Source organism: Archangium gephyra, assembly GCF_042230915.1.
Taxonomy (GTDB): domain Bacteria; phylum Myxococcota; class Myxococcia; order Myxococcales; family Myxococcaceae; genus Archangium; species Archangium gephyra_B.
In genome coordinates this window covers 6,920,409-6,943,017 of sequence record NZ_CP102578.1, presented here as the reverse complement: position 1 = coordinate 6,943,017, position 22,609 = coordinate 6,920,409, and the positions used below count along the sequence as shown (strand labels likewise).

Sequence of the window (22,609 nt, the reverse complement as noted above, 5' to 3'; positions counted from 1 at the left end):
GTGGATGGCTCCAGCCGCAGAGTGTTGTCGGCCCGCGAACTGGAGAAGCCGGGGGGGCGGGGAATTCGTGGTTCGTCCGGTGGTCGCCGGAGCGGCTGTGGAGTGGTGCGCACCGCGGGTCCCGGAGGTGTTGGGAAGTGGCGGGTCGAGGGGGGCTCAAGGGCAGGGGCCGCAGTCCCTGCCGCAGTTGTCGTAGGACTCGCCCGTGCCGCACTGCTCGGTCATCTGACAGATGCCATCCCCGCACGTGTAGATCTCCGAGTGGAGCAGCCGCGTGGTGATGGCCGGGTAGGTGATGCCGTTGTAGGTGCAGGACACGTAGAAGCGCCGTGAGGCATCCAGGGTGCAGAACCTCACGCAGTCGTGCTCGACGCGCATGAGCGGGGCGCACGGTTGGGCCTCCGCGTCCCTCTTGCTCGAGAGGGCGCAGGCCCGCGCGGTGCTCTCCCGCTCGTTGAGCGGACGCCCGTCATTGGCGGCGTAGACGCCCTCGGTGTTGAAGAGGTTGCCGAAGAAGCAGGCCTCCTGGTCCGAGTACACCATCAACTCCCAGTCCGTCGTGGGGATGGCCACGCCCGTGGCGCTCAGGCCCTGCACGGAGATGGAGATGTGGAGCGCGTACTTGTCCACGTGGGCCGCGAGGCAGGCGGAGACGATGCGTTGCTCGGCCAGCGTGGCGGGCGCGCCGTTGCTCCAGTCCGGCGCGAGGCCCAGTGCCCCCATCCAGCTCCAGGTCCGGCCCGTGCTGGGGGACGTATAGGTGCGGCTCACCCCGGCCGGCGCGGCGCAGCGGACGACGTACTCCATCACCGCGGCGTGGAGCTCCGGATCCGTCTGGAACCAGGTGTCGAACCGGGCCGTGGACAGGCCATTGAGCGACAGGCCGTTGAGCGACAGCCCGTTGAGCGACAGGCCATTGAGGGACAGCCCGTTGAGCGACAGGCCATTGGAGGTTTGCAGATCCTTGAGCGCATGGGACCGCCGTGCGTGCGGCTCGGGCCCAGGTGCTGCGTCGGTCGGGCCGCAGGCGCTCACGGCCATCAGCAGCAGCACGAGCCCCAGACGGTGGGCCCCTGCGGCGGAGACACGGGTTTCCATGGGCTACCCCCCCAGCGTTGCGATGGGTCCAGGCCTGAAGCTGCGCTCCAATTGTAGAATGCGCTTATGGTTGTAATCAGTAAAGGTGATGAGCCCGGGCCTTCCAGGGGATGTCCGAGGTTCGACAGAGGCCGCAAGACGGGAATTGTCGGGTTTCAGACGGAGCCTTGCGTACGGCCACCCTGCTGCGGTAGTTGCGCCTCATGCAGTCGTCCCCCCTCGTGGTTGGCATCGCCGGTGGTACCGCTTCCGGCAAGACGACGGTCGCTCGGAAGGTCCGCGATGCGCTCGCCGACTGCCGCGTGGCCTTCATCGATCAGGACTCGTATTACCGGGACCTGTCGGACCTGACGCTGGCCGAGCGCCGGGAGGTCAACTTCGATCACCCGGACGCCTTCGACACGGACCTGCTCGTCGAGCACCTGCGTGAGCTCAAGGCGGGCCGGGCCATCCAGAAGCCGGTCTACGACTTCGTCACCTCCACCCGGCAGAAGCACACCGTGCGCGTGGACCCCGGGGACATGATCCTCATCGAGGGCATCCTCGTGCTGCACATGAAGCCGGTGCGCGACGAGATGAACGTGCGCATCTACGTGGACACCGACGATGATCTGCGGATCCTCCGCCGGCTCGAGCGCGACATCCACGAGCGCGGCCGCGACTTCGATCACGTGGTGAGCCAGTACCTGCGCCACGTGCGCCCCATGCACATGGGCTTCGTCGAGCCCTCCAAGCATCACGCGGACATCATCGTCCCCCATGGCGGCAACAACGACATCGCCATCGGGATGCTCGTGGGCGCGCTGCGCGGCCGGCTGGTCAATCCCCACCTGCAGCGCTAGCGCGGGAGATGAGGAGCCCCGGGCAGTCCCTGGAATATTGGGTGCACGAGCTCGAGCGGCGGGCTTCCCTGGCGTCACCGGAGGAGACCGTCCGCGGCATGTTCCTCAACGACACGTTGAGGACCCTGAAGGAGCTGGGAGAGGAGGCGCTGGCGGCGCGCTGCCTGCGAGCCTGCGGGCAGGAGAAGTTCGTGGACTTCTTCAGCTACCCCATTGGTCTGCAGTGCCAGATGTTCGCCCTGGTGTTGCCCACGCTCGCGGAGCGGTATGGCGACGGCGAGGAAGCGCTGCGGCAGCTGGGACGGCGGGCCGCCGCCTCCTTCCTGGGCTCGCCCGCGGGGCGGATGATGCTCATCGTGGCCCAGCGCAACCCCAAGCTGTTGCTGGGCAGTCTGCCGTCCGCCTATCGGGTGGCCCTCAACCATGGGCACATCCACATCGAGTGGCTCGAGGCGAAGCACGGCCTCATGGTCGTGAAGCACGACTACATGCCCCATCTCTTCCAGGAGGGCGTGTTGCTCGGGATGTTGGATGCGATGAAGGTCCCGGGCGTCAGGGTGCACGGGCGTTCGACGGGCGGGCTCGACAGCGAGAGTGACTTCTCCTGGGAGTGAGGCGCCTCGCGGGGAAGGCCTCAGCTGCGGCGGCGCAGGAAGTCCCGCATCGGGCCGTGCAGCCGCCGGGCCTGGGTGAGCAGGCTCGCGTGCGTGCTCGGCGCGGGCAGCTCGTGGTAGTGCGCCCGGACGCCCGCCGCGCTGAGCAGGTGGTACGTGTCGCGCACCCGTGACGGGGGGGCCAGCGCGTCCTCCGCCGCCGCCACCAGCAGCACCGGCGCCCGCACCTGCGCCAGGCTCTCGGTGACGTCTCCTCCCGCGTAGGCCGTGCACAGCAGGGCCCACGTGTTCGCGTCGAAGCACTCCGAGAAGGCGTCGGCCTCGGCCTCCAGGGTCTGCCCGGCGCAGGGCCCGTGTACCAGCCGCAGGTACTCCAGGTACTGCTTGCGCAGCGTCCGCTTCGGCCCGTGGTCCGGCGCGTACTGGCCCTCGTGGAAGTCCGGGTCCAACCGCAGCAGGTGGCGCGTGAGGCCGAGCCGCTCGCGCTGGGCCTCGGGCAGGGTGCGCGCGGCGCCCAGCACCACCACCGCCGCGGCCAGCTCCGGGAAGAGCGCGGCGAGCCGCAGCGCCACCATGCCCCCGAGCCCCACGCCCACCAGCGCCCGCACGCGCTCCACCTTCATGCCGCGCAGCATCGCCGCCACCGCGCGCGCCATGTCCGTCACCGTCACGGTGGGCAGCGCCGCGCCATAGGGCAGGCCCGCCTGCACGTCCACCGTCACCGGCGACGTCGAGCCAAAGGGGCTGCCGAGCAGGTTCGGCGCCACCACGTGCAGCGTGGACGTGTCCAGCGGCCGCCCCTCGCCAGCGAGCTCCGTGCCCCAGCCCGAGGGCTGGAAGGCCGCCTCCTCTGGAGGGCCCAGCGCCCGGTGCGAGTGCGCGAGGTCGTGCAGCAGCACCGCAACATTGTCGTCCGAGCGCTCACCGCAGGCGTACCAGGCGAGCTGGGCCCTGCCCAGCAGGCCGCCCTCCTCTAGAGGAAGTGCAACCGGTAACGCCACGCTGCCGGTGGTCTGGTACACGCGAGGCAGGTCTCATATCACTACAGCCGTCATTTCCAGAGACAGGAGCTTCTCCGCGTGAAGCAATACTTCGGAGTCATCGTCGTCATCGCCGGCTGCCTCATTGGCGGGGTGATGACGTACCGCAGCTCGAGTGCCAAGGCGCTCGAGGCGCAGCGTGAGGCGGAGTTCACCCGCATCCAGAAGGATTACCTGGAGCGCGTGGGGTGGATGCGCGCCAACCCCGACGAGGCCTCCTACCGGCAGGAGCTCTCTCCGTTCTTCAAGGTGTATTTCGAGCAGATCGGCTCGCACCAGAACCGCTACAAGCTGAGCAAGGACTTCGACGCGTACCTCGTCGAGCTCGAGCAGCGCGGCGAGAAGGAGGAGCGCGTCGCGGATCGCAAGGCCTTCTACGAGTACACGCGCAAGGTGTTCGACCAGATGCGCGAGGGCCGCTACAAGCCGCAGTGGACGGCCACGGACAAGGGCATGCGCCTGGACGTGGTGAGCTCGGACGTGGTGAAGGTGCTCAACAAGCCGCAGGTGCGGCTGCAGCTGGCGCTCTGGGGCGCCCACCGCGAGGAGCGCACGGACGGCAAGGTGAAGAAGATGGTCACCAGCGCCTCGTTCAGGACGCAGTGGAAGCTCACCGACGAGCGGGGCAAGCTCATTGGCGAGATGACGGGGGAGGATCCCTCCATGAAGGTGGACTTCCCCGAGCGCTTCATCGCCGAGTTCCCTCCGCAGATGGTGCTGGGCCACTACGACATGGACCTGGTGCCCAGCGAGGTGAAGAAGATGGAGATCACCTTCAACGTGAGCTCGCGCGCGGCGTCGGGCGGCGATGCGACGGCCAGCTACGTGTGGAAGCTGGACGTGCCCTCCGAGTGGCGGCTCGGCGCGGGTGAGAAGTGGGAGGGCGCCGAGGTCACCGAGCGTGACGAGGAGGAGATCGATCCCTCGAAGGCGCAGAAGAAGTAGCCGGCCCTGGAGTCCGGGCGGCGCTGCGTTACCCGAGCCGCTCGGACTCCGCGATCAGCTGCCGCACCAGCTCCCCCGCCGGAAGGCCTCGGGAGAGCGCGGCGGCCTGGCCCGACCAGAGCGTCATGAAGCGGGGGTCTCCCCGGGACGCCGCGGCGCTTCGCAGCGCGCCCGTGGCCGCGTGCTGGAGCGGGAAGGGGAGGAGGGCGTCCTTGTCTCCGAAGGCCTCCGACAGGGCGTTGGTGAGGCCTCGGGCGGGCCGTCCGGACAGGGCCCGGGTGATGACCGTCGAGTCATCCCGCGCCTCCCGGAGCGCGGCCTTGTAGGCGGCGCTGGCGCCCGACTCGGGGCAGGTGAGGAAGGCCGTGCCGAGCTGCACGCCGCTCGCCCCGAGCACACGCGCGGCGGCGATGCCTCGCCCGTCCATGATGCCCCCACTCGCGATGACCGGGAGGCGCACGGCATCGGCGACCTGCGGCACCAGGGCCATGGTCCCCACCATTCCCGCTTCGAAGGGCTCCGCGAAGGTGCCACGGTGGCCGCCCGCCTCGCTGCCCTGCGCGACCATGGCGTCGACTCCCGCGGCCTCCAGCAGCTTCGCCTCCCGCACGTTCGTGGCCGTCCCGAGGATGACGATGCCTCGTGCCTTCAACCGCTCGAGCACCGCGGGCGGCGGAATCCCCAGGGTGAAGCTGAAGATCGGCGCTCCGCTCTCCACCACGGCGTCCACCTGCTCCTCGAAGGAGGGCAGCGGCGAGGTGGGCGGCTTCGGCGGCTCGAGCCCGAGCTCCTGGTGGTAGCGCGCCAGCTCCGCCAGCATCCGGCTCGGGTCCGCCTTGGAGGGCGGCGGCTGGGGTGCGAAGAGGTTGATCTGGTAGGGCCGGTCGGTCAGCTCACGCACCCGCCGCGCGAGCTGCACGATGTCCGCGGGCTTCATGTAGGGGGCGCCGATGGAGCCCAGCCCGCCCGCGTTCGACACGGCGGCCACCAGCTCCGCCGTCGTGACGCCCGCCATCGGCGCCTGGATGAGGGGGTGCTCGACCCCGAGCCGCGCCGCGAGTTGACGCCAGGTGTTGGTGACGCTCATGACCTACCTCCCATACCCTCACCCCGTCCCTCTCCCAGGGGGAGAGGGGTGTTGGGGCGGAGGGTTCTACTCAGTGCTCACGACCGCGAAGTGCGAGACGAGCCGGTAGGCCGAGATCGTGCCGAGCTCGTCCAGGAAGTAGAGGTTGAGCTGGGCATCGGCCTGCAGCGCCATCAGGCCCGCTCCCGCCCGCACCTCCGCCAGCACGTTGCCGCTGTCTGGATCCACCGCGCGCACGCGCTCGCCCGGCACCAGCACCACCCCGCGCGAGATGATGGGCTGCAGCGCCTTGGTGAGCTGCTCGCCCGCCGCGCCCACCCGCCAGTCCACCTCGCCCTCGTCGCTCATCCGCGTGGCCGCGCCCAGCGCCGAGGTCACCAACACGCCGCCCGGCAGTCTCGCCAGCGCGAACGGTCCCGGACCCAGGTGCAGCGCCCGCTGCCACCGCGTCTGGCCGTTCGCATCCAGGCACAGCAGCACGCCCTCGCCCTCCAGTTCCCCGGCCACGTACACCCGCTTCCCGCTCGGCAGCGGCGCCGAGGGTAGGGCGAGCGACATCTCGTACGTCCATGCCGCCTCGCCCGTATGCGCGTCCGACAGCAGCAGGGCGAAGTGCGAGCCCTGTCCCAGGGTGGCCACGAAGCGCCGGCCCCAGGGCACCGGAGGGCCCAGGAAGGGCAGGGACGCGCTCACCCGGAAGCGCACCTGTCCGTCCGCCAGGTCCAGCCCGTAGAGGTACCCCGAGTCCGTCGCCAGCAGGGCCCGGTGGGCGTGGATCCCCAGGTGGCTGCGCCGCGTGCGCGGTGGCGTCAGGCGCCACATCTCCCGGCCCGTCACCTCGTTGTAGGCCAGGGCGATCCGGTCATCCGACAGGGTGAGCAGCAGCCCGTCCTGCCGCAGCAGCAGCGGGCCGATGCGCAGCCCATCGTGGTCGTGCAGCCAGCGCGCTCCCGCGCCCTTGCCGTGGAAGCCGCAGACACGCACGGCGCTCGCCGCCAGGCTGAACCCGTCCGTCGAGGCCGCCACGCCATGCGTCGCCGCCCGCCGCCAGATCTGCTTGCCCGACTTGCGCTCGAAGGCGCAGGCCATCTGGGGGGACGAGTACACCGGCCCCTGGCGTCCCAGCATCAGCCGCCCCTGGTCCGCGTCCGCCAGCTTGCGCTGCTCCCACACGTCATCGAAGCGCAGGCGGCGCAGGCGTCCCGGTACCTTCAACGGGCGCGAGGCCGCCGGGGACAGCGCCGTCCGCGCCATCGCCATCCCACTCTCCTCCGGGGGCTGCACCGCCCCGCGCAGGTGCGAGAGCCCCTCCCGGCAGCGCTCGGTCAGCTCCACCAGGTAGGGGTTGCCCGCCAGGGCCCGCTCGCGCTCGGACATGGCCACCGCCAGCGCCTGCCCCAGGTGGTACATGGCCTCCACCAGCGCCTCGCCCGTCAGCGCGAAGGACACCCCGCCCAGCCGCGCCTCTCCCGCCTTCAGGTCCAGCGTCAGCTCCGGACGCACGCCCGCGGGCTCCAGGCTGTAGCGCGGCTCGCCCAGCTCCACCGCCCGTGCCAGGTCCGCCGCCTGCCGCGCCAGCTCCAACGCCGTGAGGAAGGGCGGCCCCGGCGCGCGCCACGCCACCGGCTTCTCCGGCAGCGCCAGCCACACCTCTCCCGGGCACAGCAGCGAGGCCAGCGCCGGGCCCTTCTCCCTCGCCGCGCGCCGCAGCACGTCATCCGTGTCATCCAGCGCGAAGCCGAAGCCGGGCAGGGTCGGGGGCGCCACCCGCCGGGTGAAGGGCTCCGGACGCAGCTCCGCCGGAAGGTGCACGGGCTCCTCCAGCTGCCTCAGCGCCCGTTCGAGCCCCTGCTCCACGGCCGCCGGCAGCCTCCGGGGGGCCACCTTCCGCAGGTCCTCCAGGAAGCCCTGGCCGCACCCCCGGGCCGCCTCGGCCAGCTCGTCCGCGTCCAGCCGCAGCGGCGGGCGCAACAGCCGGGCCGGCCTCGAGAGGCTCGCCACCTGTAGCTCGATGTCCGTTCCTGAACGTCTCAGCACCAGCTCCAGGTGCGCCTCCGTCAGCGACACCTGGGCCAGCCGGCGCCCTCCCGCGTGCAACCCCGCCACGGCCTCCACGAGCGCCGGCACCGCTTCCACGAGCGGTTCCTCCACCGCTCCCGGCAGCAGATTGACCCCGTCCAGCTCCAGCGAAACGGAATCGTGCGGCGCCTCCGCGGGTTCGCGCTTCCACCGATGTCCGATGCGAAAGCGGATCATCCCTTCCCCATTCGTTGACAAGCCAGAATAGCGATGGCTAGCATCCGCCGCCTATACGGACCTACATTTTTGTAACCGTTCGATTTTGTTGGGGAATTCGCCGATGACTTTTTATGAGGCCGCTCTCCGCGTGCTGGAGAGCGAAGGACGTCCCCTCACCTTCCTCGAGATCACCGAGAAGTCGATCGCCCAGAACCTGCTGTCCCACGTGGGCAAGACGCCCGAGCTGACGATGCTGTCGCGGCTCGCGGCGATGGCCCGCAGGACGCGCGATCGCAAGGTGGTCGTCACCGCCAAGGACACCTTCGCCCTCGCCGATTGGGCGTTGCCGGAGGATGCCGAGGCGTTGGCGCTGACGGGGGTGATGGAAGCCCATCCAGAGGACAGCCTGCCGCCCCTGCGGCCGGTCGAGCGTCACCCCGAGCCCCGCACGGACAACGTGCGCGTGGCCGGCCGGGGCAGCGAGCGCAAGCGCCGCCGGGAGGAGGAGGAGGAGGGACGGGGTGGACGCCGCCGCCGCTTCCCGCCCATTCCGGAGGTGGTGTTCGAGATCCTCAGCGAGGCCGACCAGGCCCTGCGCCCGGAGCAGTTGCTGGAGCAGGCGCGCGGCAAGGAGCTGGCCGCCGAGGACGCCACGGTGGAGGCGCTGCTCACCGCGCTGCTGGAGGACAACCAGCGCCGCATCGACGCGGGCCGCCGGCCCCAGTTCTCCTTCTCCAAGGAGACCGGGGCGGTGGCGCTGGAGCGCGCCGGTGCGCCGAGCGAGGCGCCGCCGCTGGAGCTGCAGGCCGCCTTCGCCGCCGCGCTGGGCATTCCGCTCGAGGACGGCCGTCCGGTGCTGCCGAGGGCCGGTGCCGCCGCCGCCGCCACTCCCGAGGCCCAGGCCGACGCCGCCCTGCTGACCACGGCGCGTGCCTCGGTGAAGGACGCGCGCAAGGCCGTGGCGCGGGTGCTGCGCAAGCGCCTGGGCGAGCTGGACGTGGGCGCCTTCGAGAAGTCCGTCGTGAAGATGATGCACGCGCTGGGCTTCCGCGAGCTGAAGGTGGCCAAGCGCTCCAAGGAAGGCCCGCTGCTCACCGCCCGCAAGCGCGAGGGCAGCGTGGACCTGCGCTACGCCATCCGCATGCTCAAGGGCACGCCGTCCTTGGATCGCAAGGCGGTGCAGGAGCTGCGCAAGGACCTGGGCCACTACTCGGCCCAGGTGGGTCTGCTGGCGTGCGCCGGGGACGTGCGGGGTGATGCGCGCACCGAGGCGCAGGCGAGCGGCTCGCTGGTGATGCTCTGGTGCGGGGATGCGCTCGGCGAGAAGTTCCTCGAGGCCAAGGCCGCGGTGACCGTCACCACGGTGGAGCTGTACGACGTGGACGAGCGCTTCTTCGAGGTGGCGAAGCTCGAGGCCGACGAGGCCCAGAAGCGCCGCGAGGAGCGTCAGCGCGAGAAGCAGGCGCGTGAGGGCGAGGAGGGCTCCGAGGAGACCGAGTCCACCCGCGAGGCCGAGAGCACCGAGGGGGCCGCGCCGTCGCGCCGCGAGGAGCGCCGGGAAGAGCGCCAGCGCGAGCGGGAGGAGCGCAAGCGTGAGCGGGAGGTGCGCCGCGAGGAGCGCCGCCGCGAGCGTCAGGCCACCGCCCAGGCCGAGCCGGGGGAGACTCCCGCCGGGGCCGCGCCCGTCGCCGTCGCGCCTACCGAGGCCATCGCGCCCACCGGGCTCTCCGAGGAGGAGGGCGAGGAGGGGGATGACGAGGGCGAGGACGAGGATCTGGAGGCCGCGAGCGCCTTCGTCGCCGGTGGGGGCCAGCCCGAGGGAGGCGCAGCGGGTGAGGGCGGCGCCGCGGGTGAGCGCAAGCGCCGCCGCCGCCGCCGCCGGGGCCGTCGCGGCCGGGGTGGCCGGGGTCCAGAGGGCGCGCCGGGAGAGGCCGGTGCCGCTCCCGAGGGTGCCGCCGCCGCTGGAGGGGCCGCTCCCGAGGGTGCCGCTCCCGAGGGTGCCGCCGCCGCCGGTGGTGCCGCTCCCGAGGGTGCCGCCGCCGTCGCTGGAGTGACGTCCGCCGAGGGGGCCGCGCCCGCCGGGGCTGCTCCGGCCGCCACGCCCGCCGAGGGGGCCGAGGGCCTCGCGGCGCCGGGTGAGGCCGTGAGGACGGCCGCCGAGTGGCAGTCGCCCTTCCCGAGCGTGGACAGCACCGCGACCGCCGAGGCCCAGCGCACCGCCGCGGAGGAGTACGCCCGGGTGGCCGCCGAGAAGGCGGAGTCCGCCGCCGAGGGGGCCCGTACGCCGTCGGAGCCGGAGCCCTCCAGCGGGCCTGCTTCCTCGGGGAGCGGCTCGCCGGAAGGTGGAAACGCCTGACAGGCTCGCGCTCCTGCGTGAGAGGAGCGCGGGACTGGGTTAGGGTAGGCCGGTATGAAGCCCGGCCTGCTCATGGTGTTGATGGCCCTGATGCTCGGCGCCTGCCGTTCGCGGGAGCCGAGCTTTCCGGTGGAGCGCATCTCGCTCAAGGGCGCGACGGTGGTGGACAACAGCCTGCTCGGCTGGGCCCCATCGAACGTCCAGGAGCTCTTCACCCGTACGCTGCGCGACAGCCGCCGCTTCGAGCTCCTCGAGGAGGGCGCCAAGGACGGCAAGGACAAGCGCGCGCGGAACGGCTGGTCGCTCACGCTCGAGCTGCCCTTCACCCGTGAGGCGCTCAAGGACGGCAGCGCGTACTCCATCGCCGAGGTGGGCGTCACCCTGTCGATGGAGCGCCAGGGCGAGGAGGACGAGCAGCGCTACCAGGTGGTGGGGCTGGGCGAGGTGCGCGTGGAGGGCAAGGACGCCGAGGCGCGCCGTGAGGCCCTGCGCGAGGCCCTGCGCCGTGCGCTCGGCCAGGTGACGCAGGCGGCCGCGCTCCAACTGGCGGCGGCGGATCGCCCGGACGCGGCGCTGCTTCAGGACTTGCAGTCCCAGGACGAGCGCGTGCGCGAGTTCGCGCTGCGCGTGCTCGCCGACCGGCGCAACCCCGCGGCGGCGCCGCTGCTCATCCGCCAGCTCGATGAGGACGATCCGCAGATGGTGCGCCAGGCCATCGGCGCGCTGGCGGAGATGAAGGCGCCGGGGGCCGTTCCCGCGCTCATCGAGCTGGTGAAGGACCGGGAGATCGGCTTCGTGCAGGAGGTCGTCTTCGCCATCGGGGAGATTGGCGGGACGGAGGCCGAGGCGTACCTCTTCACCGTGGCGCAGGGGCACGACCAGCCGGATGTGCAGGCCGCGGCCCAGCAGGCGCTGGAAACACTCCTGGCATCACGCAAGCTCGCTCCGGAGGCGCGCGGCTCGGACCGCGTGGAACACTGACCATATGAAGCTCTCGTCTGTCGTCGTGCGGTGGGGCCTCGGGGCCTCGCTGGTGGTGGTGGGTGCTGGCGGCTGTGCCTCGAGCCGGCAGCAGGTGGCCGAGGAGCAGGAGTCGCGTCCCTCGCAGTCCCTGGCCGCGTACTACCCGCTGGCCGTGGGCAATCGCTGGACGTACCGGGTCAACGGCCGCGCGGACCGGACGGTGGACGTGGAGGTGCTCAAGGAGGAGGACGGGTACTTCCACGACAACCAGGGCGGGCAGCTGTCGGTGGACGGCTTCGGCGTGAGGGATCGCAAGCGCTACCTGCTGCGCGGGCCGCTCGCCGAGGGCAACCAGTGGACGAACGTGGTGTCCGTGTCCTCCACCGAGCGCTACCGCATCCTCCAGGCGGGGGTGCCGTGCGAGGCGCCCGCGGGCTCCTTCAACCACTGCGTGAGGGTGGAGGCGCGCAACCGCGTGGATGCGCAGACGACCCTGGTGAACGCGCTCACCTTCGCCGAGGGCGTGGGGCTGGTGCGCATCGAGGTGTCCGCCGAGAAGAGCAACGGCGAGCGCATGCCGCAGACGTGGCTGGAGCTGGCGTCCTTCAAGCTCCAGCAGCCGGGCCGTTGACGAGGCGCAGGGGAGGGGTCACATGAAAGAGATCGGAATCGCCCTGCTGGGGCTGGGCAACGTGGGACTGGGGACGTACCGGATTCTCGCTGACCACGCGAAGGACATCGAGCGGCGCCTGGGAGCGCGGGTGCGCGTGCGCCACGTGCTCGTGCGCAACGCGGGCAAGTCGCGGCCCGAGGACATCCCCGCCTCGCTCATCACCCACGACATCAAGCCCATCCTCGAGGACAAGGAGGTGGCGGTGGTGGTGGAGCTGATGGGCGGGCTGAGCCCATCGCGCGAGTACCTGGAGCAGGCGATTGCCTCGGGCCGCCACGTGGTGACGGCGAACAAGGCGCTGCTGTCGGCGCACGGCGAGGCGCTCTACTCCAAGGCGCTGGCGCGCGGGGTAGACGTGCACTTCGAGGGGGCCGTCTGTGGCGGCATCCCCATCATCCGCACGCTGCGCGAGGCGCTGGCCTCGGACCGGGTGGAGTCGCTCACCGGCATCGTCAACGGCACCACCAACTTCATCCTCTCGGCCATGGCGAACGAGGGGGCCAGCTACGCGGATGCGCTCCGGCGCGCGCAGGAGCTCGGCTACGCGGAGGCGGACCCCACGCTGGACGTGAGCGGCATGGACGCGGCGCAGAAGCTGTGCCTGCTGGCCTCGCTGGCCTTCTCCGCGCGCGTGTCCCCCGAGTCCATCCTCGTGGAGGGGATTACGAGCCTCACCCCCACGGACATCTCCTACGGGCGCGAGGCGGGGTACGTGCTCAAGCTGCTCGCCACGGCGCGCCGGGCCTCGGATGGCCTGGACGTGCGCGTGCACCCGGCCTTCATCCCCGCGGCCAGCCCCCTGGCGGACGTGAGCAGTGCCTTCAACGCGGTGCTGCTCCAGTCCGCGGCCCTGGGGGCCTCGCTCTACTCGGGCCGGGGTGCCGGGGCCCTCCCCACGGGCAGCGCGGTGGTGTCCGACATCATCGACACCTGCCGCAACCTCCTGGCCGGTGTCTCCGGGCGTCTGCCCCTGCCGTGCCCGCCGCATGTACAGGACGTGCCCCTGCTGCCCTCCGGCGACCGTCGCGGGCCCGTCTACCTGCGCTTCTCCGTCAGCGACGAGCCCGGCGTGCTGGGGCGCATCGCCAGCGTGATGGGCGAGAAGGGGGTGAGCATCAACTCGGTGCTCCAGCGCCCCCCGCATCCCGAGGACGCGCACGCCACCATCGTCGTCTTCACCCACGACACCCGCGAGGTGGACGTGATGGCCGCGGTGAAGTGGATCGACTCCCTGCGCAGCACACGTGCACCTACCCAGGTCATCCGGATCGAGGAAGGCCCGGGAGTGTTGCTCGCCAGCCGTTAGGAGGGCAGGCAGGCATCCGAGCGAAGGTTCACCCCCCGGCGGAGCTGTTGAAAGCCGGGCCGCCGATCCCTACCCTGGGAGCCCTTTTTCCAGGGAGGTTCGCGGCATGGGTGTCAGCACCGAGCACGCCGAGCAGACGCAGCAGGAGATCATCCTCGGCTTCCTCGCGGACGGGCGGGATGAGTTCCTCTCGGGCGAGGCGCTCTCCGCCAAGCTGGGCCTGTCCCGCACCGCGGTGTGGAAGCACGTGCAGTCGCTGCGCGAGAAGGGCTACCGCATCGACGCCGTGCCCGCGCGGGGCTACCGGCTGGTGGACGTGCCGGACCGGCTCTCGCCGCTGGAGCTGGCGCCGCTGCTGTCCACGCATGACCTGGGGCAGAGCATCCACTTCCACGAGTCGCTGCCGTCCACCAACGAGGCCGCCTTCCGGCTGGCCCAGGACGGGGCCGAGCACGGCGAGGTGGTCATCACCGAGCAGCAGACGGCGGGCAGGGGCCGCCGGGGCCGTACCTGGGTGTCGCCCAAGGGGTTGAACCTGTACTTCTCCGCCATCCTCCGGCCGGAGCTGCCGCCCCAGCGCGCCCCGGAGCTCACCCTGGTGGCCGCGGTGGCCCTCGCCGAGGCGCTGCGCGAGGCCGACGCCGAGGCCCTCATCAAGTGGCCCAACGACGTGCAGATTGGCGGCCGCAAGGTGGCGGGCATCCTCACCGAGCTGTCCGCGGAGCCCGAGCGGGTGCACTTCGTGGTGCTGGGCATCGGCGTGAACCTCAACGCCGGCCCCGAGGACTTCCCGCCCGAGGTGGCCACCACCGCCACGTCGCTCTCCCAGGCGCTGGGCCGGCGCGTCAACCGCGCCCTCTTCACCGCCTCCCTCTGGGGCCGCCTGGAGGAGTGGTTGGACCTGCACCACGAGGTGGGCTTCGATCCGGTGCGCGAGCGCTGGAAGGAGCTGTCCGCCACGCTGCGCCAGGAGGTGCTGGTGCGTACCGACCGGTCGGAATTGCGCGGTGTGGCTGAAGACATCGACGCCTCGGGTGCACTGATGGTGCGGACGGCCGGGGGCTCGCTGGAAAGGGTACTCGCCGGGGATGTGGAGCAACTCCGGCCCCGCTAGACTGCGCGGCGAGCCATGCTTCTCGCCATCGACGTCGGCAACACCAATACGGTGCTTGGGGTGTACGAAGGCAAGCGCCTCCTGGACCACTGGCGTCTGGAGACGAGCGCCCGCCGCACCTCGGATGAGTACGGCATCCTGCTGCGCCAGCTCTTCCAGTCGAGCGGGATCGATCCGGACAAGGTGCGCGCGGTGGTGGTCTCCAGCGTGGTGCCGCCGCTGCAGTTCAACCTGGAGCGGATGAGCGAGCGCTACTTCAAGACGCGCCCCATGTTCGTCGGGCCCGGCGTGAAGACGGGCATGCCCATCCTCTACGACAACCCGCGCGAGGTGGGCGCCGACCGCATCGTCAACGCGGTGGCCGCTTACGACAAGCACCACCAGGGCCTCATCGTCGTGGACTTCGGCACCGCCACCACGCTCGACGCGGTGACGCCCAAGGGCGAGTACCTCGGCGGGGCCATCTGCCCCGGCATCAACATCTCCATGGAGGCGCTCTTCCAGAACGCCTCGAAGCTGCCGCGAGTCGAGCTCGCCCGGCCCCCGCACGTGGTGGGCCGCAACACGGTGCACTCCATCCAGTCCGGCCTCTTCTACGGCTACGTGGGCATGGTGGATGGCATCTGCGCCCGCATCCAGGCGGAGCTCGGCTTCGAGGCGCGGGTGGTGGCCACCGGTGGCCTGGCGCCCCTGGTGGCCAGCGAGTCCAAGCTCATTCACGAAGTCGACGAGTTCCTCACGCTCGAGGGTCTCCGCATCATCTACGGAAGGAATCACGCCTCATGAGCACCGCTCCCCAGCAGACCCCCGCGGCCCCGGCGGGTTGTCCCATCACCGCCGAATTCCTCCCGCCCAACATGCGCAAGCACGTGGACCCGGCCGCGCCCGTGCCCCTGCGGATGATGGCCGCCAAGGCCCTGGTGCCGCTGGCGCCCTCGGACATGCTCGGCGCCCTCTTCATGCTCACGTTCGATGCGGACGCGGCCGTGCGGGAGACGGCCACCAAGACGGCCGCGGCCCTGCCGGATCGCTTCTCCGCGGGCCTGCGCGACGAGGCCGTCGCGGCCCCCGTGCTGGGCTGGTTCCTCTCGCTGCTGTCTGGCAAGGACGCCCTGGCGGAGATGCTCGTGCTCAACCCCACCACGCCGGATGACGCCGTGGCCGAGGTGGCGCGCACCTGCAGCGCGAAGATCGCGGAGATCATCGGGCAGAACCAGCTGCGCGTCCTGCGCTCCGAGAACATCATCCGCGGCCTGTGCACCAACCCCAACGCCAGCCCGGCGTTGATCGACAACGTGTGCGACTTCGCGGTGCGCAGCGGCATGGCCGTGGTGGATGTGCCGCAGATGCAGGCCGCCCGCGTCCGCGTCTTCGGGCCCTCCGCCGCTCCCCCCGAGGCCGGTCCCACCGCCGAGGAGATCCTCAAGGAGCTCGAGGACGCCACGCCCAAGACCGCTGCCGCGGGTCCAGTGGAGGCCAAGGAGGGGGAGGATCCCACCGCCGCCATTCCCGAGGCCAAGAAGCTCAGCCTCACCCAGCGCATCATGAAGATGAGCATCGCCCAGAAGATCAAGCTGGCGACGCTGGGCAACAAGGAGGCGCGCAGCTTCCTCATCCGCGACACCAACAAGCTCGTCTGCACCGCCGTGATCCGCAGCCCTCGCATCACCGACGGCGAGGTCCTCAGCTGCGCCACCAACAAGGCCGTCAACGAGGAGGTGCTGCGCATCATCTACAGCAGCCGCGAGTTCACGAAGAACTACAAGATCAAGATGGCGCTGTTGAAGAACCCCAAGCTGCCGCTCTCGGTGGGCATGAAGTTCCTCAGCACCCTGCGCGAGAACGACGTCAAGGATCTCAGCCGGGACAAGAACGTCCCGTCCGCCCTCCAGGGCATCGCCAAGAAGATGATGGACAAGAAGAACGAGCCCAAGAAGGAAGAGAAGTAGGGCTCGTCCCGCGGGGCAGGGGGCCCGCTCGGGTTCGAACCCGGGGCCCTCGCTACCCTCACCCCGTCTCAGGCGACGGCTTCTTCGTCGTCCTCGCCCGCCGGCTGCTCCTCCAGGAGCTGCGTGGCGATGGCCAGCGCCTTCTTCGTCTTCTCGCGCAGCTTCTCGTCCGCCTTGATGCGCGTGTAGAGCCGGGCCACGCGATCCTCGTTGCGCGCCACCTGCTCCTCCATCTCGGTGATGCGCTTGCGCAGCTCGTCGGCTTCCTGGCCCGCCTGCGCCTTCACCGCCTCCAGCTCCTCGCGCCAGCTGTCGCCCTCGCTCCGCGCCGCCGCCAGCTCCGCGTCCAGTTGATCCGCCCGCGCCCTCAGCTCCTCCACCTCGCCCGACTGCGCCTGGTACTGCTCCACCTCGGCCTGCAGCGCCGCCGCGCGCGCCGTGGCCCCACGCGCCTCCTCCTTCGCCGCCGTCAGCTGCTGCTCCACCCGCCGACGCTCCGCCATCAGCTGATCCGCCTTCGTCTTCAGCGTCTTCAGCTCCGCGTCCCGCCGCGCGATCTCGTCCGTGGCCCCGCTGGCCTGCTGCTCCAGCGCCAACAGCCGATCCTGCTGCTCGACGATCTCCTGCTCCTTCTGGTTCAGCTCGCTCTTGAGGCGGAGGATCTCCCGATCCTTCCGGTTGGACGCCTCACGCAGCGCCAGCGTGGCCGAGTCGTTCTTGCCCACCGAGGCCTTCGCCGTCTCCAGCTCCGTGCTCTTGGTCTCGAGCTCCGCCTCCAGTTCCTGCACGCGCGTCTCCGCGGTGCTGGCCTGGTTCCGGACATCATCCAGCGCGCCTTCCAGCTCGAGCACCTTGGCGCGCAGGTTGCGCAGCTCGGCCGCGTCCGCCGCGGACATGGCCGGGGCCGCGGGCGTGGCCGCCGGCTTGGCCGTGGCCGCCGCGGGCGTGGCGCGCGGCGTGGCCGTCACGGGCGTGGCCGCGGGCTTGGGCGTGGCCACCGCGGGTGCCGGGGTGGGGCGGGCCGCCACCGGGGCCGGCGCGGGCTTCGGAGCCGGCGCGGGCGTGGGCGCGGGCGGCATGTAGCCCACCACCGTCTTGTCGCTGTCCATGCCCAGCGAATCGAGCGCGTTGTCGTCCTCGCCGCCGCCCAGGCCATCCAGCCCGGAGAAGTCGTCCTCGGGCGAGCTCAGCTCCGGCGGGGCCTCCACCGGCTCCTCGATGCTGCCCGTCACCGGCGGATCATCCGCGCTGTCCCCGAAGGGATTGTCGAGCAGGGCCAGCTCCTCGCCGTGGCTCTCCAGCGGCTCGCCCTCGATGGCCAGCTCCTCGCCCTGCACCGGCTCGTCGCCCAGCCCATCCAGCCCACCGTCCAGCCCGTCCAGCCCGCCCAGGCTCAGGCCGTCATCGACGACCTCGCCCGCGGGCAGCTCCGGGAAGCCGATCAGCCTGCCGGCGCACTCCACCAGGTCATCGGCGTTCACCGGCTTGGACACGTAGTCGTCCGCGTGCGCCTTCAGCTTGCGGTGCTGCGCGAAGCCGTCCGGGTTGCCGATGATGATGATGGGGATCGTCTTGAGATCGTCGTCCTTCTTCAGCTTGCCGCAGATCAGGTAGCCGTTCTGACCGGCCGACAGGTCCACCGCGAGGACCACCAGCTCGGGCCGGTCGCGGCGGATAAGCTCCACGCTGCCCTTGCCGTCGGTGGTCTCCTGCACCGCGAAGCCGCGGGCCTCCAGGGCCTGCCGCAGGTTCGCGGAGAGGGCGGTGTCACTTTCGACGATCAGGATGTTCTTGGACATGGAAGGGCTGCCGGACCAGGAAGGGCGTGCGCGTCGCTCGTCGGGGACGAGCAACGGCGGCTCTGGAAAAGTCGCTCGGGGAGGCTATCGGTGCCTACCGGGACCGTCAATCTTCGGTCCAGTCGGATTTCCAGGCAGTCCAGCTCGTGGGGCAGGCGAGCAGCCCGTGCGCGCGAGCTCGCGCGCGACTCAGGGCTGTAGCGCCACGGGCCGTGCGGCGACGTCCGGCGATACCGGGCGCGACGGCCTGCTCTTCGCGGCCGCCTGCTCGGCGACCATGCGGCGGATGTCCGATTCGTCCAGGTCGCTCACCAGCTCGTAGACGATCTCCCCATCGCGCCACACCGCTACGTTGTACCCGTGGCTGGAGCCCACCTGCACGGAGGGCAGGGGAGGGGCCTCCACCTCGCGCTTGGCGTCGTCGAAGACGAACAGGCCGATGCGCTTCGCGGGTGCGCCCTGCTTGTCCGCGTTGCGCTCGTAGCTGATGTACGCGGCGGGGCGATCCGTCACGTTGGAGATGCGCGCGCCGGACAGCTGCACATCGGGCAGCCGGGGCACGGAGACGCGGTGGTCCAACTTGCCGTCGAACCAGGCCTCCACGTGCTCGTGCGAGCCGCCCGCGACCTCCACCGGCAACTGCCGGGCATGCCGCCGCGCGGCGTCGTCCACGAAGCGCTGGCGCTGCTCGGGCCGTAGCGCCATCCACGCGCCGCCGGCCATCAGCACCACCACGGCCGCGGCGCTCGCGCGCATCCACCACAGCTGCGTGTCGCGGCGCTGCTCCTGCCGGACGCCCAGCTGGATGCGGTTGCGCAGGGCCTCGGGAGCCCGGGTGGTCTCCACCGCCTGACGCGCGGCCCGGCGCAGCGACTGCCGCATCCGGACCTCCATGTTCACCCGCTGCGAGCACTCGGCACAGCCGGTGAGATGCGCTTCAACGTCCAGCCGCTCCTCGGGCTGAAACTCACCGTCGAGAAACGGGTAGATGATGGAATCGAGTTCCTGGCAGGTCATGAGCGCTCAGGGCGGGAGATGGTAGAGGTCCCGGCGGAAATATCGTGAAGAAATATTTCCGCGGCCATCAACCTCGATCTACCCCACCTTCTTCCTGCGTCTGTAATCATCGAGGTTCGCCGGGGAGCCCGCGGCGGCCGTCCCATCCGCGTTCGCCGCCTCGCCCTCCGCCTCTTGACGCAGCACGCCAGAGCCCTGCGCGTACTCGCGCAGCGTCTTCTGCAGCAGCTTGCGTCCGCGGAACAGCCGGCTCATCACCGTGCCCACGGGGCACTCGAGGATCTCCGCGATCTCCTTGTAGGAGAACTCCTGCAGGTCCGCGAGGATGACCACCAGCCGGAAGTCGATGGGCAGCGCGTCGATGGCGCGCAGCACGTCATCCGACAGGAGGCGATCGAAGAAGTACTGCTCGGGGTTGGCCGCGAAGTCCGTGGCGTCCCGGCTGACGAAGCGCTCGTGCACCGCCTCGCGCTCCACGCCCTCCACCACGCTGCGCTCCTTCACCTTGCGCCGGTAGCGGTTGATGAAGGTGTTGGTGAGGATCTTGAAGAGCCAGGCCTTGATGTTGGTGCCGCGCTCGAACTTGTCGAAGAAGCGGTAGGCCCGCATGCAGGTGTCCTGCACAAGGTCCTCGGCGTCCCGCTCATTCTTCGTCAGCCTCAGGGCCGCGGAGTATAGCGGATCGAGGTGGGCCAGGGCCAGTTCCTCGAATTCCTGCTTCGTCCGGTTGTTCTGCCTGAAGTCCAGCATGCTCCCGCCTTCCAGAGGCCCGAAATTACAGGCAATTGAGTCGTTACCTACCCGGCAATGTATGCACGGGAACAGACTGGGCAACAACACAAAGCCCGCTGGCGCCGTTTGCACGGCTGCCCCAGCGGGCGGGAGACAACCGGCGGGAAGAATTATTCCCTGATTTCGGGAGCAATCCCCCCGCCGGGGTGTCGCAGTGTGGAGTACCGGAGACTACTACCGGCCCTTGGCGCCGATGGCGTCGAAGATGGACATGTAGGAGTAGCCGAGGTCCTTGGCGACGGCCTCGTAGGTGACCTGGCCGTTGTAGGTGTTGAGGCCGCGGGCCAGGGCCTTGTCGGCCTTGATGGCCTCGATGAGGCCCATGTCGGCGATCTTCCGGGCGTAGGGCCGGGTGGTGTTGGTGAGGGCGAAGGTGGACGTCTGGGGCACCGCGCCGGGCATGTTGGCCACGCAGTAGTGCACCACGCCGTGCTTCACGAAGGTGGGGTTGTCGTGGGTGGTGGGCACGCAGGTCTCGATGCAGCCGCCCTGGTCCACCGCCACGTCCACCACCACGGAGCCGGGGCTCATCTCGGCCACGAGGGCCTCGGAGACGAGCTTGGGGGCCGCGGCGCCGGGGATGAGCACGCCGCCGACGACGATGTCCGCCTCGCGCACGCTCTTGGCGATGCTCTCGGTGTCCGAGGCCAGCGTGGCCACGCGGCCGAGGAACACGTCATCCAGGTAGGTGAGCCGCTCGAGGTTGATGTCGATGATGGTGACCTCGGCGCCCATGCCCACGGCGACCTTGGCCGCGCAGGTGCCCACCACGCCACCGCCGATGATGGTGACGCGGCCACGGCGCACGCCGGGCACGCCGCCCAGCAGAATCCCCTTGCCCCCGTGCGCCTTCTCCAGGCACGCGGCGCCGACCTGGATGGCCATCTTGCCGGCCACCTCGGACATCGGCTTGAGCAGCGGCAGCGAGCCGTCATCCAGCTGGATGGTTTCGTACGCCACCGCGGACGCCTTCTTCTTCACCAGGGTGCGCGTGAGCTCGGGGTCCACGCCGGACAGGTGGAAGTAGGTGTAGATGATCTGCCCGTTCTGGATGCGCTCGTACTCGGGCGCGATGGGCTCCTTCACCTTGACGACCATCTCGGCGCGCTTCCAGACCTCGTCCGCGCTCTGGACGATCTGCGCGCCAACGCGCTGGTACTCCGAGTCGGGGATGCCGGAGCCAACGCCGGCGTTCGTCTCGACCAGAACCGTGTGGCCCGCGCTGGTGAGAGCGCGGACGCCCGCCGGAACCATGCCAACACGGTACTCGCGGGTCTTGATCTCTTTGGGGACTCCGACAATCACTTGAGCTGCCTCCGAAATGTCCGCAATAAGGGACGAAAATCGGGCGGACCCTAGGCAGGGGCCTGGAGGGAGTCAAGACGCGCACCGGCAAGGAGCCATACGGCTCGTGAATGCGCGGCGCGTCGAAAGGTCCACCCGCCAGTGATAGTTAACGAGGTCATGACTTTGGCACCGAAGCTGCTGTTCGCGGACCCGAAGGGACGGGTGATGGAGCATCCCTATCTGCTGGCCACCCTGCGCAGCGGGGAAGAGCTCGTTCCCCCGCAGGACAAGCCCATCCCCCTGCCGTCCGCTGGCCGGCTCGTCCACCTGCCGGGCCGGCTGCCCGTGGGGTTGGATCCCGAGACCGGGGAGTTGGAGCTGGTCCGCGAGATCAAGATGAACGGGAAGACCTTCGTGCCCAGCGCGGTGGGGGCCCTGCTTCCACCGGGCTACACGCGCACCTTCCTCCCTGGGGAGGTGAAGGCGGACGGCCCGGTGCTGCCGCAGTGGGCCTATACCGCCGCGGCCTGGGGCGAGGACGGCCCGGTGGCCTGGGCCATCCACACCGACAAGCGTTCGCACTGGGAGCCGGAGCGGTACTCCACCCCGGAGCTGAAGAAGATCGTGGACGCGCACCTGGCGCGCTTCCCGGACAACCGCGTGCTCAAGCAGCTCACCACGTGCGCGATGCTGTACCGGTGCTTCACCTCGCAGAACATCTTCTACGTGCGCGACGAGGGGGCCATCCCCGCCTCGGTGATGTGCAACGCGCGCTGCGTGGGGTGCATCTCGGATCAGCCGGCGGATGGGCCTCCCGCCTCGCACGAGCGCATGAATGACGGGCCCTCGGGCGAGGAGATGGGGGCGATCGGCCTGTACCACCTGGAGCACGCGCCGGGCCGCACCATGGTCAGCTTCGGCCAGGGCTGCGAGGGCGAGCCGCTCACCCGGTGGAAGTACATCGCCGAGGCCATCCGCTACATGCGCGAGCGCACCTCGCGCGGCTCCATCAACATCAACACCAACGCGAGCCTCACGAAGGGACTCGAGGCGCTCTTCGACGCGGGGCTGGACGCCATCCGCGTGTCGCTCAACTCGGCGTCGAAGGAACTCTACGAGGCCTACTACAAGCCGGTGAAGTACGGCTGGGAGGACGTGGAGGCCTCGATCGCCCTGGCGCGCCAGCGCGGCGCGTACCTCGCGCTCAACCTGCTGCTCTTCCCGGGCGTCACCGATCGCGAGGGCGAGGTGAAGGCCCTGGAGCGGCTGGTGAAGAAGTACAAGGTGGACCAGGTGCAGACGCGCTCGCTGTGCATCGACCCCATCCAGTACCTGGAGGTGGCGCGCGACAAGGGCGCGGGCGGCGAGCCCGTGGGCATCCGCACGCTGCTGCGCCGGCTCAAGGCGGCCCGGCCTGGGTTGATCATCGGCAACTTCGCGCGCGGGCTCGAGGAGCGGGAGAACGCGGCCAGCGCCCGGAGATAGCCGT

General features: G+C 70.4%; 19 protein-coding genes. 11 read left to right on the top strand and 8 right to left on the bottom strand.

Annotated features, from left to right (window positions below; all coding sequences use genetic code 11):
• Window positions 1-156: 156 nt before the first annotated feature.
• Complete coding sequence (locus NR798_RS27155; protein ID WP_375765408.1) at window positions 157-1,098, bottom strand: hypothetical protein; 942 nt, start codon at window positions 1,096-1,098, stop codon at window positions 157-159.
• 203 nt (window positions 1,099-1,301) lie between these two features.
• Here NR798_RS27155 and udk point away from each other — a divergent pair, with 203 nt between their 5' ends.
• Both udk and NR798_RS27145 read left to right on the top strand, forming a co-directional pair.
• A complete protein-coding gene (gene udk, locus NR798_RS27150; RefSeq protein WP_375765407.1) occupies window positions 1,302-1,940 on the top strand; it encodes a uridine kinase in 639 nt (212 codons plus the stop codon).
• Between the two features lie 41 nt (window positions 1,941-1,981).
• A complete protein-coding gene (locus tag NR798_RS27145; RefSeq protein ID WP_375765406.1) occupies window positions 1,982-2,554 on the top strand; it encodes a TIGR02265 family protein in 573 nt (190 codons plus the stop codon).
• A 20-nt stretch (window positions 2,555-2,574) separates the two neighbouring features.
• Here NR798_RS27145 and NR798_RS27140 read toward each other — a convergent pair whose 3' ends face one another.
• On the bottom strand, window positions 2,575-3,576 hold the full coding sequence (locus NR798_RS27140) for an alpha/beta fold hydrolase (RefSeq protein ID WP_375765405.1): 1,002 nt from the start codon (window positions 3,574-3,576) through the stop codon (window positions 2,575-2,577).
• Window positions 3,577-3,633: 57 nt separating this feature from the next.
• Between NR798_RS27140 and NR798_RS27135 the strand changes: the two genes are divergently transcribed.
• Complete coding sequence (locus NR798_RS27135; RefSeq protein ID WP_375765404.1) at window positions 3,634-4,539, top strand: hypothetical protein; 906 nt, start codon at window positions 3,634-3,636, stop codon at window positions 4,537-4,539.
• Between the two features lie 28 nt (window positions 4,540-4,567).
• On the opposite strand, the gene NR798_RS27130 is transcribed toward NR798_RS27135, so the two are convergent.
• Together NR798_RS27130 and NR798_RS27125 are read right to left on the bottom strand one after the other, a co-directional pair.
• The gene (locus NR798_RS27130) at window positions 4,568-5,626 is read right to left on the bottom strand and encodes an NAD(P)H-dependent flavin oxidoreductase (protein WP_375765403.1); all 1,059 of its coding nucleotides are present in this window, start codon (window positions 5,624-5,626) and stop codon (window positions 4,568-4,570) included.
• Window positions 5,627-5,692: 66 nt separating this feature from the next.
• Window positions 5,693-7,882: a PQQ-binding-like beta-propeller repeat protein gene (locus NR798_RS27125; protein WP_375765402.1), complete on the bottom strand. Its 2,190-nt coding sequence runs from the start codon at window positions 7,880-7,882 to the stop codon at window positions 5,693-5,695.
• A 103-nt stretch (window positions 7,883-7,985) separates the two neighbouring features.
• Between NR798_RS27125 and NR798_RS27120 the strand changes: the two genes are divergently transcribed.
• The 7 genes from NR798_RS27120 to NR798_RS27090 all read left to right on the top strand — a co-directional run bounded on the left by NR798_RS27120 (window position 7,986) and on the right by NR798_RS27090 (window position 16,225).
• A complete protein-coding gene (locus tag NR798_RS27120) occupies window positions 7,986-10,220 on the top strand; it encodes an HTH domain-containing protein (RefSeq protein ID WP_375765401.1) in 2,235 nt (744 codons plus the stop codon).
• 54 nt (window positions 10,221-10,274) lie between these two features.
• Entirely contained in the window at window positions 10,275-11,201 is a 927-nt protein-coding gene (locus tag NR798_RS27115; RefSeq protein WP_375765400.1) for a HEAT repeat domain-containing protein, read from the top strand.
• A gap of 4 nt (window positions 11,202-11,205) precedes the next feature.
• A complete protein-coding gene (locus NR798_RS27110) occupies window positions 11,206-11,814 on the top strand; it encodes a hypothetical protein (RefSeq protein ID WP_375765399.1) in 609 nt (202 codons plus the stop codon).
• A gap of 22 nt (window positions 11,815-11,836) precedes the next feature.
• Window positions 11,837-13,162, top strand: a complete 1,326-nt coding sequence (locus NR798_RS27105) for a homoserine dehydrogenase (RefSeq protein WP_375765398.1) — start codon at window positions 11,837-11,839, stop codon at window positions 13,160-13,162.
• A 106-nt stretch (window positions 13,163-13,268) separates the two neighbouring features.
• Window positions 13,269-14,276 carry a biotin--[acetyl-CoA-carboxylase] ligase gene (locus tag NR798_RS27100; RefSeq protein ID WP_375765397.1) on the top strand — a complete coding sequence of 336 codons (1,008 nt, stop codon included), beginning with the start codon at window positions 13,269-13,271 and terminating at the stop codon, window positions 14,274-14,276.
• Window positions 14,277-14,291: 15 nt separating this feature from the next.
• The gene (locus NR798_RS27095) at window positions 14,292-15,062 is read left to right on the top strand and encodes a type III pantothenate kinase (protein ID WP_375765396.1); all 771 of its coding nucleotides are present in this window, start codon (window positions 14,292-14,294) and stop codon (window positions 15,060-15,062) included.
• On the top strand, window positions 15,059-16,225 hold the full coding sequence (locus tag NR798_RS27090) for a hypothetical protein (protein WP_375765395.1): 1,167 nt from the start codon (window positions 15,059-15,061) through the stop codon (window positions 16,223-16,225). Before NR798_RS27095 ends, NR798_RS27090 begins: the two co-directional genes overlap by 4 nt.
• 68 nt (window positions 16,226-16,293) lie before the next feature.
• Here the strand turns inward: NR798_RS27090 and NR798_RS27085 are convergent, their stop codons facing one another.
• The 4 genes from NR798_RS27085 to ald all read right to left on the bottom strand — a co-directional run bounded on the left by NR798_RS27085 (window position 16,294) and on the right by ald (window position 21,138).
• A complete protein-coding gene (locus NR798_RS27085; protein WP_375765394.1) occupies window positions 16,294-18,024 on the bottom strand; it encodes a response regulator in 1,731 nt (576 codons plus the stop codon).
• A gap of 189 nt (window positions 18,025-18,213) precedes the next feature.
• Window positions 18,214-19,041, bottom strand: coding sequence for an anti-sigma factor family protein (locus tag NR798_RS27080; RefSeq protein WP_375765393.1), 828 nt, complete (start codon window positions 19,039-19,041; stop codon window positions 18,214-18,216).
• Between the two features lie 78 nt (window positions 19,042-19,119).
• Window positions 19,120-19,791, bottom strand: a complete 672-nt coding sequence (locus NR798_RS27075) for a sigma-70 family RNA polymerase sigma factor (RefSeq protein WP_375765392.1) — start codon at window positions 19,789-19,791, stop codon at window positions 19,120-19,122.
• 216 nt (window positions 19,792-20,007) lie between these two features.
• Window positions 20,008-21,138 (bottom strand): alanine dehydrogenase, encoded by a 1,131-nt coding sequence (ald, locus tag NR798_RS27070; protein ID WP_375765391.1) that lies wholly within the window; start codon window positions 21,136-21,138, stop codon window positions 20,008-20,010.
• A gap of 159 nt (window positions 21,139-21,297) precedes the next feature.
• Between ald and NR798_RS27065 the strand changes: the two genes are divergently transcribed.
• The gene (locus NR798_RS27065) at window positions 21,298-22,605 is read left to right on the top strand and encodes a radical SAM protein (RefSeq protein WP_375765390.1); all 1,308 of its coding nucleotides are present in this window, start codon (window positions 21,298-21,300) and stop codon (window positions 22,603-22,605) included.
• The last annotated feature ends 4 nt before the right edge of the window (window positions 22,606-22,609 follow it).